The 11847-nt window shown below is 55.4% G+C and carries 11 protein-coding genes; 1 reads left to right on the forward strand and 10 read right to left on the reverse strand.

The features are described 5' to 3' along the window. Positions 1 to 20: 20 nt before the first annotated feature. The 9 genes from FRD01_RS03985 to FRD01_RS04025 all read right to left on the reverse strand — a co-directional run bounded on the left by FRD01_RS03985 (position 21) and on the right by FRD01_RS04025 (position 10363). Positions 21 to 455 (reverse strand): hypothetical protein, encoded by a 435-nt coding sequence (locus FRD01_RS03985; RefSeq protein WP_146957840.1) that lies wholly within the window; start codon positions 453 to 455, stop codon positions 21 to 23. 129 nt (positions 456 to 584) lie between these two features. Continuing rightward, entirely contained in the window at positions 585 to 971 is a 387-nt protein-coding gene (locus FRD01_RS03990) for a hypothetical protein (protein ID WP_146957842.1), read from the reverse strand. Positions 972 to 998: 27 nt separating this feature from the next. Continuing rightward, positions 999 to 1319: a MafI2 family immunity protein gene (locus FRD01_RS03995; protein ID WP_146957844.1), complete on the reverse strand. Its 321-nt coding sequence runs from the start codon at positions 1317 to 1319 to the stop codon at positions 999 to 1001. Positions 1320 to 1475: 156 nt separating this feature from the next. Next, positions 1476 to 1811 (reverse strand): RHS repeat-associated core domain-containing protein, encoded by a 336-nt coding sequence (locus tag FRD01_RS04000; RefSeq protein WP_146957846.1) that lies wholly within the window; start codon positions 1809 to 1811, stop codon positions 1476 to 1478. Between the two features lie 907 nt (positions 1812 to 2718). Continuing rightward, positions 2719 to 4461, reverse strand: a complete 1743-nt coding sequence (locus tag FRD01_RS04005; protein ID WP_249755985.1) for a transglutaminase-like domain-containing protein — start codon at positions 4459 to 4461, stop codon at positions 2719 to 2721. Beyond that, positions 4461 to 8378: a protein kinase domain-containing protein gene (locus tag FRD01_RS04010; RefSeq protein WP_146957850.1), complete on the reverse strand. Its 3918-nt coding sequence runs from the start codon at positions 8376 to 8378 to the stop codon at positions 4461 to 4463. Before FRD01_RS04010 ends, FRD01_RS04005 begins: the two co-directional genes overlap by 1 nt. Beyond that, the gene (locus FRD01_RS04015; RefSeq protein WP_146957852.1) at positions 8375 to 8857 is read right to left on the reverse strand and encodes a hypothetical protein; all 483 of its coding nucleotides are present in this window, start codon (positions 8855 to 8857) and stop codon (positions 8375 to 8377) included. The genes FRD01_RS04010 and FRD01_RS04015 overlap by 4 nt, the downstream gene beginning before the upstream one ends. Beyond that, complete coding sequence (locus FRD01_RS04020; protein ID WP_146957853.1) at positions 8857 to 9774, reverse strand: RsmB/NOP family class I SAM-dependent RNA methyltransferase; 918 nt, start codon at positions 9772 to 9774, stop codon at positions 8857 to 8859. The genes FRD01_RS04015 and FRD01_RS04020 overlap by 1 nt, the downstream gene beginning before the upstream one ends. After that, positions 9764 to 10363: a Maf family protein gene (locus tag FRD01_RS04025; RefSeq protein ID WP_146957855.1), complete on the reverse strand. Its 600-nt coding sequence runs from the start codon at positions 10361 to 10363 to the stop codon at positions 9764 to 9766. The genes FRD01_RS04020 and FRD01_RS04025 overlap by 11 nt, the downstream gene beginning before the upstream one ends. A 44-nt stretch (positions 10364 to 10407) precedes the next feature. Between FRD01_RS04025 and FRD01_RS04030 the strand changes: the two genes are divergently transcribed. Continuing rightward, on the forward strand, positions 10408 to 10710 hold the full coding sequence (locus FRD01_RS04030) for a YbeD family protein (protein WP_146957857.1): 303 nt from the start codon (positions 10408 to 10410) through the stop codon (positions 10708 to 10710). Here FRD01_RS04030 and FRD01_RS04035 read toward each other — a convergent pair. Beyond that, on the reverse strand, positions 10705 to 11844 hold the full coding sequence (locus FRD01_RS04035; RefSeq protein ID WP_249755986.1) for a PEGA domain-containing protein: 1140 nt from the start codon (positions 11842 to 11844) through the stop codon (positions 10705 to 10707). The two genes, FRD01_RS04030 and FRD01_RS04035, sit on opposite strands and share 6 nt — an antisense overlap. Positions 11845 to 11847 lie beyond the last annotated feature (3 nt).

An 11847-nucleotide genomic window follows, 5' to 3' on the forward strand; every position in this document is an offset into this window, starting at 1 on the left:
CGGTCATGCAAAGTAGCCACCTATCGGTTCAGCAGCCTTTCGACTTCCTCCTGCGAAAGAGGGGGTTGAACATGCTCGAAGAAAACGGTGAGGTCGTACGGAGTATCTTTCAACAACACTTCAATGTGAATGTGAGGTGTTTCAGCAACGCCGCCATTTGCAAGTGCACGCAATATCACGGCGAGAAGACACTCGATCTGATTGACCCCAAGTAGAAACACTAGCTTGTCATTTTCGAGCGAAACTCTTCCCTTAGACACGCTTCGCTTTCCCTCAAGAACTTTAATAGTGACGGTTTCACTATCCGATAAAAGAACAACCTTGGAAGCAATGTTCCACAGGAGCATCATCAACCGAGTAGCGACCTCTCCTAACTCGTTCGAGCGCAAGTAGAGAATATATTCGCTATTTCCGAGCAACCCCGAATCGCTCAACCGAATAGTTTGACTCACCATATACACACCTTATGTACAAATCCCCTATCGCATTTCCTCGAGCCGTGCCGATTCCTTGAAAATCACCAGATCGAAAACCTCAAATTATCGGTTGAACTCTTTCTCGACTTCTTCCGGCGAAAGTGGAGGTTAGAAATGTTCAAATAGAATGGTCAGGTCGTAGGGGGCGCCGCCTTTTAGGCCTTCTATGTGTATGTGAGATGCACTCGCCACACCGCCATTCGCAATCGCGCGCAGCAGTGTCGCTAGCAGGTACTCAACTTGATTCTTCCCCAGGAAGAACACCAGACTCCCATGTGAGCTCTCTACCTGCGCGTTGGACACATCATCATCGACCTTTAGTACCTTGATAATGACACGACCGCCATCCGAGAACACCACAGTCGAAGTGATTTCCCATAGGAGCATCATCAGTCGAAGAGCTACTTCCTGCATCTCATCGGGTCCAATCCGAAGGACAAACTCTCCGTCGCCCGATAAACCCTGCTCTTTCAACTTTATGATTCTGTTATCCATCTCATAACCTTGGTGCGAAGCATCACACTAACCCGGCTCGTCCTCGCTGGGCTCCCAGCGCAAGTAGACCAATTCCTTAAGGTAAAAGGGCCTTATGTCGTTGGGGCAAGGATGAGAAAGAATCTCGACGGTAATGTGATGAACTCTGAAACCTGCGAGCACTTCTGTGCTAGCGACCTCGCACAACTCTCGTTGCCACTCGGTAGGCTCGCCATCAAAAATGAATCGCATTGTGATCATTTTCTCATCAAAGCCACACGTGACCGCCCTAAGATTGCGTGTCACGGCGCCCAATAGTGCTGTTTGAATTCCCAGCATCAGATTTAGTCTGATATCAAAATCTGCCATTTAAAAAACCCTGATAACGAATCAGCCCTTGTTAACTCTCCGCTGCTCTCCAGGGAAGAACATCTGTGTCAGAAAAGAGCGCTTGATAGACACACACATTTTCCGTCTCGGAGTTCCACAGTCTGAGGGGAACACGCTGCTCCAATTCCTCCTGGCTCAAAATTTCGAACTTATCTTCCAATTGCAGCGAGACAAGCTGCTGCTCCTCTTGTAACTATCCAATGGGTCCAGCGTCTCATCGTTTCCTGAACTCCCTGTCTCAGAATCCTCCGTTCCACTGCTGCGGAAAAAGTTCTCGACCGAAGACTTGACACTCTGAGCCATCGACTTGGCTGAGTTCCAGATCTTGGCACCCGTCTCTTTCAATCCGTCAATATCTTCTGCGAGTTCTTGAGCATCTAGTCCCCAGGGGTCCCAGAAGTTGATCGGGTCCAGCGCCGCAAACGCGTACATGTTGTACGAGTCGATGTACTCCAGTGGGTCATGACTCATGAACTTAGCCAGGGAGACACGGAGAACGACCTTCGTGCTATTGTTGACTCTGATTTTGGGCGGGTTATCACAACCGTTTCAGGAGGCAGATAATGGATCAACGTCACACAAATCTCTATGATCGAGTGCGTCAAGCTGTTCACAAAGAGTGGGACCCAATTGGCGTTTCAGCCCTTACGGACGACATGGGTGAGTACGACGGTTACATCCCTGCACTTTGTAGACTACTGGAACAGAATCCGAGTCTTGAACAAATAGTTGCGTGTTTGTGGGAGGTGGAAACGGGATCAATAGGCTTGAGCGGAGATCTGGTTTCCACGGAAAAATTCGCGAGAACCCTGTACAATCTTGTTGAGCGATAGAGCGCGCATACGGTCTACGAGCACTTGATGTGTTAATCCGAAGTCATTTCTAAGCCTCATCAACTGACATAGACAGGGCCGTCGCGAAAGCTCATCGTCCAAGGTTCGAATGTATCGGAAGAAAACACTTCCAATCGCGAGCCGTCCGACAACTCGAAACAAGGATCCACAGCAATACTAAAACCTTGTTGTATTACCGACAAAATGGAGAGTCCAACTAATCCAAGGAGTTGCACATCAACATTTTCGTCCCAGCACCCAAACTTCACGAGCGAACCTTCGCTTATTCGCCAGGCGCCTACCGTTGAAAAAGACCAACCATCTCCCGCGACCGTGAGTGTCACCTCATCCCAGGACACCTCTCCGATCCTCAAAGGACAGCGTGCACGGACATCGCCAAAGCAGTTCTCACTCATAACATTACCTACCTTGAAAGATATGGCGCGTACTTCTTTCGATCCGTTCCCGAGAGTCCAGAAGTGGCTGGGGTTCGAATCGACGGATTCGCGAGGTTGACTCACGAAAGCAAATGGGACGCATCAAACTTATTCCGCGGAGGACGCATCGAGTTCTTCATCGCCCTTGTAATGAACAAAAAGGGTCCAGCGGCCCACCGCGAAATCGGGGGGGAGAACGGTACGACTGGAATAGCGGCCATTCAGGTCCGTGCTGGCCTGGTCCACGAGCGTGCGTGCACTGGGGTTAACCTGTCCAAGTGGGGCAACGTGTATCTCCACAACTTTGTTGGCCATGAGTCGGTTGTCGGCCGCACTCAGTCTACCCGAGAGAACTAGCTCCTCGCCGCGCCTGATGGAGGTTTGCGTGGCGCTTAGGGTAAGGCGAGTCGCGATGCGTTTGGGAGGCTCTTCGACGGGCTCACCTTCAGCGGTCACGTCGTTGACCTCAGCTGTTTCCGAGAGTTCACTACCCTCTACATTTGCTGAGCCTTCGGTGCCTTCGGCGGTCTCGACTGTTTCAGAATTCTCAGAACTCTCAGAATTCTCGCCCGAACCTTCGCCGGAGCCGCCTCCTTCTGACGGTCCACCTTCGGTATTGGAAGCCATGCGCTCTTGCTCATCCAAAAAGCGCTGAGGTTGAGGCAATGAATCTGGGGGTTGGTGAATGGAGCTCGCCTGATTGGACGCGGAGTTGAGTTCGTCCGCCGCTCCGCCCAAGTCTACGCGCCTCCAGCCAAGGCGAGGCCAGTAAATCTCAACGAATGCGTGGGCCTCGTTGTAGACGTAATGCACAGGGATACCGAGCGCCCTTAAGGCCACCAAAAATGCGAGGCTTCGGTGTCTACACACTCCAACCTGTGTGTCCACGATCGCCTTAAAGAGGTCGTCGGTAGCCACATCCTCAGGAAAGGCGCGGCCTTCAAAATCTCTGAAGTACTCGATGAGTGTTAGAAGAACTTCGCGAGGGCTTTGACGCTTAGAAACGCCAATATCCCTCAAAACGCCCTGAACCACGCCCGAAACTTCAGGGTGTTCAAAGTCCACGAGGCCGTCGAACTCGCCCCAGCTCACGTCCGGAAATTCACCTGCGAAGTAATCCGTGCGCACGGCAACCTGCATATTCAGCCGCAAGAGCCCGCGGTGCTGCGTCATCACAAAATGATTTCCGGCAATATCGCGATGAATCTCAAGCGGCACCGGCGGCTCCGACTCGAGCCTCAAAATGCGTTGATCAGGGGCCACACTGGCTATCGGGAGCCACTGATTCGGGAGCGCATTAATCGCAAACGTACCCCAAAACACTTCTTCATCGTCACGCAACAAGTTGCCCGAGCTGACCTGAACCTTGCGCCCCGACTCGAGTTCCACCGAGTACGCACCACGCACATGCCTGAATCGATTCAAGGCGACCACCCGCTTAAACGGAATGATGCTCGGGTCGAAATTTTCGAAGTAGTTGAGCTCGTCTACGCGGTCAGTTCGCGTATCAAGCGAATGCGATGACCCGAAGGGATTGAGCGGCCCGTTGGGCTCCTCAAGACGCGCATCCGGGCTTGGCCCTTCGGCGCCCCAGACGAGCTCGTCGCGCCCAACCTCGCCCGAAAGCGGAGGTGGCTGGAGCTCGCCCGTACTTTGCGCCACAGCGGGCAACGGAGGAGCCGTTGGCATGTCCGAGCTTGCTTCGCCTGCGCCCTCCCCTCCTGATGATGGGGCAACTTCACCGTCAAAGTACTCGTGCAAAATCCGGTTTTGGTGAACCCGTTGTTGGGCCACGAGCACCGCTGAGACCAAACACACCGCCAACGCTATCAAAACCTTGGTCCACCGCATCACTCTTCCCTTGCCGAAACACTGACCTTTGGCTGGGGCCAACCTTCGAGCACCAGCGGACACGCACATTGAGAACGCCTATAGGATTCGTGCGCCTCTTCGAGCTCAGACCTTCCTTCGGTTTTGTCCATCTTTTGCAAGACCAGTCCTCGGGCTTCACGCACACATGCCTGAGTCAACGCGCTGAGCTCCGATTCTCTTCCCTCATGCGCTGAAATTAACTTCAAGGCGCTCTTGGGCCTGTCGCGAAGCATTTCGTAGCGTACTTCGAGCCGGCGGTACTCCTCGCGATATTTTGGCTCAATAAACGACGAGAGCCCTTTGAGCTCTCCAATGAGATCCGCAAGCTTAGAAAGGCTCGATGCGAAGAGTGATTCGCTGAGGAGCTTCTGGCGAGCGACGTTCGCGGCCATGGCCTGCCCCAGGAAGATCAAGAGCAGAGCCCTATGCCGTTTGGTCGGCGTCCAACTTCCTTCGTATTTTTCGTCTAGGATCTGCAGCTGCGCCACTGCGACTTCAGGCTGCCCCTTTGCGATGAGCAACTTCGTTTGAAGTCGCATATTCTCTACGATCTGTGGGCTCGCCTCAGACCACTCGACAAGGCCCGGCAAGATATCGATGAGCCGCGCAGCCCTCTCCGTGTGACCGCGCAAGAGCGCCACTTCAGCCATGATCCGAGTCGCCAAGGCTTTGGCCACCATATCGCCGCGGTGCAGGTGCAGGAGGTGGCGCGCTTCGTGCTCGGCGTCTTCAAGGTGGGCACTTCGCAAATGTGCATTGGCCCGTGTCTCTAAAAGTAGTCGATGGTCAAATCCTTCGACTTCCTCCACCCCTTCGACGGCACTCTCCGCCAGCTCAAGCTGGGCGAGCGCATTGCTTGGATCGTTTCGTCCCAGGTAAATTCGCGCCGAGTAGATATAGGATTGAGCAACCCAGCCGTCGGCATCGTCCTTCTCAAAGAACTCCCGGGCCACGTCCGCCATTTTTAGCGCCCGTTCAAATCCAGCCCCCTTGTAAATCCGAGCCTCTTGCTGCGCGTTGTGAAGCCGCGCGATTCCGGACACAGTGGCGTTCGACGTGACGCGGGCGAGGTGCGTCAGACGCACTTCTAGGGGGCCGATCAACTCCGGGCAGACCCAATCGCTCCATTCGAGCGCGAAATGCAGGAGATTGGCGTACGCGAGCACGTCGGGGCTCGCGTCTGAATCGGACGAGAACCGAACGCCACGCACCCATTTCAGGCCCGAGGCGCGCGCCTTTTCCCAAAGCGTTGCGCTAAGCCCTCCGTCTCGCACCCGAAGGCCCGCGTCCAAAGCTTCGCGCGCGCGCTCCACCTTACCCGCCTGCATCCACGCTTGGGCTTCCTCAAGCTTGAGGTCCATTCGTTTGGCAGGTTTTGAATCCGATGCCGACGAATGGAAGAGCTCAGCAGCCCTTGTGTGGCGGCCAGCCAGGTGCTCCACGCGGGCTAGCTCGGTCGTAGGTCGAATCATCTCGTAATCTGGAATTTCGGCTTCGTGCTCAAGAATCCAGCGCCAAATCTTAGCGGAGCGATGGAACGCGTACCTGAACTCCGCGTCCTCAGCGGCCTTGAGGGCTTGCTCTAGCGCAGGCGCGCTGCGCATGGCTCGCCGCTCAAACTCAAACTTAATCGCGGGGCTTACGCTCTTTTCTCGCGAGAGAACGTCGGCAATCTTGCCGCTGTACCGGGCTTCATCGCGTTGGGCAAAAGTCTCCTCAACCACGGCACGAATCGGCTCTTGAGCCACGACAAAACCCTGATTCTCGCGACGAATCAGACGCTCTTCAAGGAGGAGTTCGAGCGAGCTCTCAATCGCACTTTCAGTGCCATCTTGCGGGACCACCGACGACGAGAGCGCCATCTCGGCAGCAGCGCATAACAAGTCGTGCTCGAGCGGAATCGGCGAAACGGCCAACATCGAAAGAATCGCGCGTTCACGCTTTCCAAGCTCTTGAACTCGAGTCGCATAGATCTGGCGCAATAACGCTTCGGCTTTGGAGTTCGGCTCACTTTGAGAGATTACGCGGTCGAGCGCCACGTTGAGGTCATCATCTTCAAAGTATAGCTCCCTCAAGAGCAGCGGATTGACGACCGGACTACGCAGTGTCTTGAAGAATGCCTCGGCATCGATCTTAGCCCCAACTTCGCGCGCAAACTGCTTCGCCTCTTCGATGGAATACCCGGGCAGGCGAATCTGAGTTGTGGAAAAGAGGGTTAGATTGAGGTCTGTATGAAGGAGATGTTCTTCGTCCGGAATCAAGCCTTCCTGCCAGGTACCGAGCACAAGACAGCGCATCTCCTCGGTCTCGCTTAGGAGGTCGAGAAGGAGCGCCGAGCTGTCCCATCCAGCCCATTGGAGGTCGTCCAAACACAGTAGCAGCGGGCGTTGTTTGGAGATCTCGGCCAATATTTCGCGCAAACCGCTGATCGCGGCCAGGCGGCCGTGAGCCTCGCCTGGATCGTCGCGGTGGGTGATAGCTGGGAGCATATGGCTAAGCGCTTCTCGGTGCTCTTTGATCGCATCTTGAACTGCCGCCGGAAGCTGGTCTGCCAGGTCAGCCAGAGCCTCCGCAATCGGAGCCCAACCACCAAAAGGACCGAGCTCGCGCCGTGGAAATCGGCCGCGAACCACTACCCATCCACGCCGTCCGAGCCAGTGCGAAAGCGCTCGTACCATGGTCGACTTGCCGCTCCCGACCTCGCCAATCAGCTGCACGAACTGCATTTCTTCCTGGTCTGCGACCTCGAGCGCAATTTCTTTGAGAGACTCCAGAACCTCTTGACGCCCCACAAACGTGGTGGGTTTTGGAACCGCACTCGGTGGCAATAACACTGGCCGAGCTTCGTTTCGCCGGACCACTTCCATGATTCGCGCAATCGACGGCCTGTCCTTCGGATTCGGCTCCAACAAGCCATCCACGAGGCTCGCCCATTCAGCCGGACACTCAGGCACACAATCGGCCAAGGGCGGTGCGCGCAACGCCGCCTGCGTCCACTCCATGCGCTCGTGCGGCGAGAAGCCGGCGATGGCCTCGAAGAGCACACAACCGAGCGCGAAGAGGTCGCCGGACTCCGTGACCTGCCCTTGCGCCGCCTCGGGCGCCAAGAAGGGCAGATTTTCCGGCGAGATCGAGAACGGAACTTTCTTTCCACCCTTCTCGGGACAGTAGACCAGCCCAGCAACCAGGCCGTAATCCGTAATCTTGACCAGGTCGCCATCCTCGGTCCGCGACACGAGGATATTGGACGGGCGCAAACTTCCGTGCGGCTTATGATAACGGTGAAGGTGCTCAAGCGCCTTGAAAACCTGAGGGACCACCCGCTCCATCCTCAAAAAGAGCAAATCGTAATTCTTAGGAGCTTCTTTCTCCTCAAGGAACGATTCGATCACCGCTTCGGCGCTATCTCCCTCACTCAACTCCCCCGAGATCTCGGATGAATCCACGGAAACCGGCGAACTCGGTAGTCCAGACTCGGAATCGGCTTCATCAAAAACCTCGGAGATCGGCACCTCGGCCGAGCGAAGTTGGCGAGTCTCGATGACCGTCATCTCCTCAAGTGAGGGCGCGGAGTTGAGGTACGAGATAAGGTCCTTTCCGTCCACGAATTCTTGTGTGAACGCCAAACCGTGTTGCCCGACCTCCGACTGCAAGGATTCGTTTGTCTGCGAGCGAGGGTCCACCAGATGGAAAAACTGCACCAGGTTTGGGTGTTGAAATCTCGCGAGAGACGCAAATTCCAGGCGGAACTCTTCCAGGTTCTTTGGTTGGGCACGAATGAGGACCTTCAGAACAACATGTTCCTGCCGAACCTCATCGAGAACTTCGTAGACCTCGCCGAGAACCCCTTTCCCGATCCGCCGAACAAAATGAAATCGGGAGTCTTGCTCGCTCATACGATGCTCGCGTCCTCACCGATTGCCCAGGCCCTCGGCACGAAGCTCTCGACTTCCCCGGCACGCGCACCATCCCATAAGAAGCCGAGGCCGAGCACATCTTGGCCGTGGCGAACCATCACGTAGCCCCGTCCTATCTCTTGCGCATGTTGAAGGTCGATCACGTTGGTTTCTCGTCTCAGAAAGGCGTTAGCCTCTTCGGTGTTGAGCTTCACAACCGAGCGCGTGCAATGGGGACCGAGCCACATCGCCGCAGCAGACGTAAGCTTAGGAGACGCCATCTTAATATGCAAGAAGGGCATCCCGATGGACGCTGGTTCAGGTTTCTCGATCAACATGATGTCTGAGTTCGCAATATTGAGTGTCTTCGACCCGAGTTGAAGCAATACGAAGTCGTCGAAAAAATCGACGGGAAGCCCAAAACGCTCTCGAATTGGACCGACCCATTCTTCCTTCTCTACTAACCATTTATGAGTCATTACCATTCCTCAGGTTTGTCGAAGACGGCGACGAAGAACCCGCCCGTATCGTTATGATGTGGCCAAACGCGCATGGCGTGACTTAGGCCGGCCACAAACTCCTGACCTTCGTGCGACGTGAGCCCGGGTGCTGAACGAAACCCGGGCACTTTGCAGTCCACCCAAATCGGCTCGAATGGGAGCTTTCGAACCACCTCGTCCACGAGCCTTTCGTTCTCCTCCACCGCATAAGTGCACGTTGAGTAGATCACGCGACCGCCGGGCTTCGCGAGGCGACACGCCTTCCTCAAGATGGCTTTTTGAGTGCGTCCTAGCCGCTCAAGGCGCTCGGGATCGTCGGGTTCAAGAGCGTCCGGGTTCTTTCGCGAAGTACCTTCACACGTACACGGAACGTCAGCCACCACGGTGTCAAATTGAGTCGCCGAAGGATAGTTGGCCGCATCGTAGTGCGACATCACAACGTTGGTCAGGCCGAGCCTGTCGGTGGTGTTCCGAATGGCTCGCATGCGTTGGTAGCTGCGGTCGTTTGCTACCACGGTGCCTCGCCCTTCGAGTCCGAGCGCAATCTGGGCCGTCTTGTTGCCTGGGGCCGCGCACAAATCCAGGACTTGGGTGCCTTTGACAAATTTAGCGGGGACGAGCGCGGCCTCCTCTTGGATTTGGAAATAGCCGAGGTAAAACTCGAGCAAACGCCCTGGCGCATCCGCCTCGGGCCCTTCAAACACAAAGGCGTTCTCGGCCCATTCGAGCGGCCTTATGCGAATGCCTTGGCGCTCAAATCTCGCAAAGAGTTCTTGGCGAGAAATCTTCAGAGTGTTTACCCAGCCGCAGCGTGGAAGCGGCCGAGACAAGGCGTCCAAAAACGCGTCCCAATCGTCCACGATGCCGCGATATCTATCTAATCCATCAAAGCTCATACTTGACCTGAGACCAAAGACCCGCGCTCTCTAACACATCTATAACGCTTGTCAGCGGCAAACCGATGATGCTTGTAAAGTCGTCCCCTCGCATACGCTCAAAGAGCCGGATTCCGGCCGCCTCAACCTTGTAGGCACCGGCACAATCGAGCGGCTGGTCGACCTCGACATATCGCTCGAGTTCGGCGCGTGAGAAAGACCTCATGGTCATCTCAAAGGGCGCTTCAGCGCTCCAAACCCCACCAGGCCCGACCAACGCGATCGCACTAAGTAACGTATGCGTGCGCCCTTGGAGTTTAAGGAGTTGTTCAACGGCCGCTTCGGCACTTCCCGGCTTTGAGAACGCTTCGTCTTCCAGATAGATGACCTGATCGGCTCCGATGACCCAAGATGTGGGATCTTCGGCAAAGATCGCCTGAGCCTTCTCTAGGGCCAGTCTGCGCGCCATAGCGGCTGGAGCCTCGCCGGCTCGCCGCGACTCGTCGATATGAGCGGCCTTGGACTCAAAATGAATCCTTAGCTGTGAAAAAAGCTCTTTCTTGTAGCGCGATTCTGTCGCAAGAACGATGCGTGGCCTGGTCGATTCCATAGATTTCCACCGGGAAAGATGTAAAATTTGAAAGGAGTCAAATTATGCGAGGCGAGATTGTGAATCAACGCGATGAAATGCTTTTGAAGCTCAATGATGTACACACGTTTCCGGGACCTTATCTTTTCAAAGTGATTGGACCGAATTCAGACGACTTTGTGGCAAAGATTGTCCAGGCCGTGATCAATGCGTCCGGGCCGGACTTGGAGCACGACGTCTCTACGAGGGAGAGTTCCGGCGGCAATCATATGAGTGTGTCTATCACCATCACGGCCGAGAGTGCCGAGCACGTGATGGAAGTCTATGAGATATTCGGGAGCATCGAAGAGATCAAGTACATGCTATAGAAGTTCGACTTCACCGGCCGGCTCGGATGAATCAGAGTCTGGCTCCGGCGGAGGCTCTGAGGCCGGAATTTCTTCTTCAGCCCCCGAATCCAAAAAGTCCCACACAAAGAGGCCTACGGCACCGAGCAAGACGCCTCCGGCTACGCCGTAGAGGATGTTGGCAGTGCTTGCCTGGCTTTCACCAGAAGCCTTGAGGTCGGGGTCTACAAACCCACGGCTCGCCTCCTGAGCGCCCAATCGGTCGAAGGTGTCCTGGGCTTGCATGCCCATAAACATTCCGCCTACGCCGAAGCCGATTGCCCCGACACCGAGCGCGATAGACGCCTGTCTCTTCCAAGAGCTGCCGGCTGCTGCCGAGACGTTGTGTTCTAGCGGCACATTGAGCGCGAGGGTTTGGTCTGGCTTAACCGTCACATCACCCGACCACGACACATCTCGAGCAGTGTTCAGTTGAACCTGGTAGCTTCCGGGGGCTAACTCCAGCGGGGTCGAGAGCGGGAGCTGCCCTCTTGATTCCCCGTTGATGAGGATACTGGCGCTTCGGTCACTCTCGAGCGCCAGATAGCCCATCACAGCTTTTTCGTTGAGGGTGATGTCCTTTTTCTCGACTTTGCCACCGCTGAGCTGAACCGAGAACGGAGTGTCGAGTGAGCCGTCTGCTCGTGCCACGAAGTCGTACTTTCCAGCCTTCAGAACCAGTGAGCACGGCGTTTGACACGACGCCGCAGACTCGCCTGTGAGAAAGACTTGAGCCGTCTTATTGGCCGAAATCTCAAGGGTGCCGTAACTCGCAGCGATTTCCTGTTGGATATCGATGACCAGATTTACGACTTCGTCAGCGTTTCTGGCGTTCGGCAACTCCTTGAGGTAGCGCTGGAAGTACTTCTCAGCCTCGGGAAGCTCTCCAGCGCCCTGGTACGCGAGTCCGACATTGTAGAGCAACTCAGGGCGGTCTGAGTACTCGTACGCCTCCACAAACTTTGCAGCTGCTGTGGCATAATCTTCGTTATCGTAAGCCGATTTGCCCTCACCGAAGGCTTCTTTGGCCTTTTCGAGGTCTTGTTGAGCAAAGGCCAACGTTGGAACCAGAAAAACCAGAAGTAGTGCCGAACACAGGCTCTTTCGCATATTCATAAG

The organism is Microvenator marinus, from assembly GCF_007993755.1.
GTDB lineage: Bacteria > Myxococcota_A > Bradymonadia > Bradymonadales > Bradymonadaceae > Allomicrovenator > Allomicrovenator marinus.

Bases quoted from the DNA above. Each gene is read 5' to 3' on its own strand.
- FRD01_RS03985 (WP_146957840.1), bottom strand. From the start codon at position 455: ATGGTGAGTCAAACTATTCGGTTGAGCGATTCGGGGTTGCTCGGAAAT.
- FRD01_RS03990 (WP_146957842.1), bottom strand. From the start codon at position 971: ATGGATAACAGAATCATAAAGTTGAAAGAGCAGGGTTTATCGGGCGAC.
- FRD01_RS03995 (WP_146957844.1), bottom strand. From the start codon at position 1,319: ATGGCAGATTTTGATATCAGACTAAATCTGATGCTGGGAATTCAAACA.
- FRD01_RS04000 (WP_146957846.1), bottom strand. From the start codon at position 1,811: ATGAGTCATGACCCACTGGAGTACATCGACTCGTACAACATGTACGCG.
- FRD01_RS04005 (WP_249755985.1), bottom strand. From the start codon at position 4,461: ATGCGGTGGACCAAGGTTTTGATAGCGTTGGCGGTGTGTTTGGTCTCA.
- FRD01_RS04010 (WP_146957850.1), bottom strand. From the start codon at position 8,378: ATGAGCGAGCAAGACTCCCGATTTCATTTTGTTCGGCGGATCGGGAAA.
- FRD01_RS04015 (WP_146957852.1), bottom strand. From the start codon at position 8,857: ATGACTCATAAATGGTTAGTAGAGAAGGAAGAATGGGTCGGTCCAATT.
- FRD01_RS04020 (WP_146957853.1), bottom strand. From the start codon at position 9,774: ATGAGCTTTGATGGATTAGATAGATATCGCGGCATCGTGGACGATTGG.
- FRD01_RS04025 (WP_146957855.1), bottom strand. From the start codon at position 10,363: ATGGAATCGACCAGGCCACGCATCGTTCTTGCGACAGAATCGCGCTAC.
- FRD01_RS04030 (WP_146957857.1), top strand. From the start codon at position 10,408: ATGCGAGGCGAGATTGTGAATCAACGCGATGAAATGCTTTTGAAGCTC.
- FRD01_RS04035 (WP_249755986.1), bottom strand. From the start codon at position 11,844: ATGAATATGCGAAAGAGCCTGTGTTCGGCACTACTTCTGGTTTTTCTG.